The following is a 665-nucleotide window of genomic DNA, read 5'->3' as shown; positions in this document are numbered from 1 at the left end:
GGCATCATCACCGAGGCATGGGTCAGACTGCATCGCAGGCCGACGCATCGTCGCATGACGAGCGTGCGTTTCGCGGACTACGATCGCGCCGTCGACGCGGTGCGCGCGATTTCACAGTCCGGCCTTAATCCGGCGAATGCACGCCTCGTCGAGCGCGAAGAAGCACAATACACAGGTTCCAGTGACGGCACCTATGACATTCTGGTGCTTGGCTTCGAATCGGCGGATCACGCCGTTGACTTGTGGATGCACCGCGCGCTCGAAATTTGCGGCGATTTTGGCGGTCAATGGGACCGCGGTGGGCCTGCAGACAACGACGTCGGGCGCGATGCGTCGGCGAAGAGCTGGCGCGACAAGTTTTTGCGCGGACCCGCGTTGCGCGAACACGCGATCGCCCGCGGCGTGATGCGCGAGACGATGGAGACCGCGATCACGTGGGATCGCTTCGCGCAACTGCGCGAACATGTGAAGTCCGAGACGCACCGCGCGATCAAGGAAGTTACCGGCCGTCCCGGTTCAGTGACCTGCCGTTTCACGCACATCTATCCGGATGGCCCCGCGCCGTATTTCACGTGGTTCGCATACGGCGATAAGCGCCGCATTCCTGAACAATACATGGCCATCAAGCAGATCGCCGAACAGTCGATGGTAGATGCAGGCGGTAC

General features: G+C 61.8%; 1 protein-coding gene. It reads left to right on the top strand.

Features of this window, described 5'->3' with window-relative positions:
- Positions 1 to 54 precede the first annotated feature (54 nt).
- On the top strand, positions 55 to 665 hold a 611-nt coding region (locus NCT32_RS37010), incomplete at its 3' end, for an FAD-linked oxidase C-terminal domain-containing protein (protein ID WP_284508646.1).

It is taken from the genome of Caballeronia sp. INML2 (assembly GCF_023631365.1).
Taxonomy (GTDB): domain Bacteria; phylum Pseudomonadota; class Gammaproteobacteria; order Burkholderiales; family Burkholderiaceae; genus Caballeronia; species Caballeronia turbans.
This window is presented reverse-complemented; position numbering and strand designations above follow the sequence as displayed.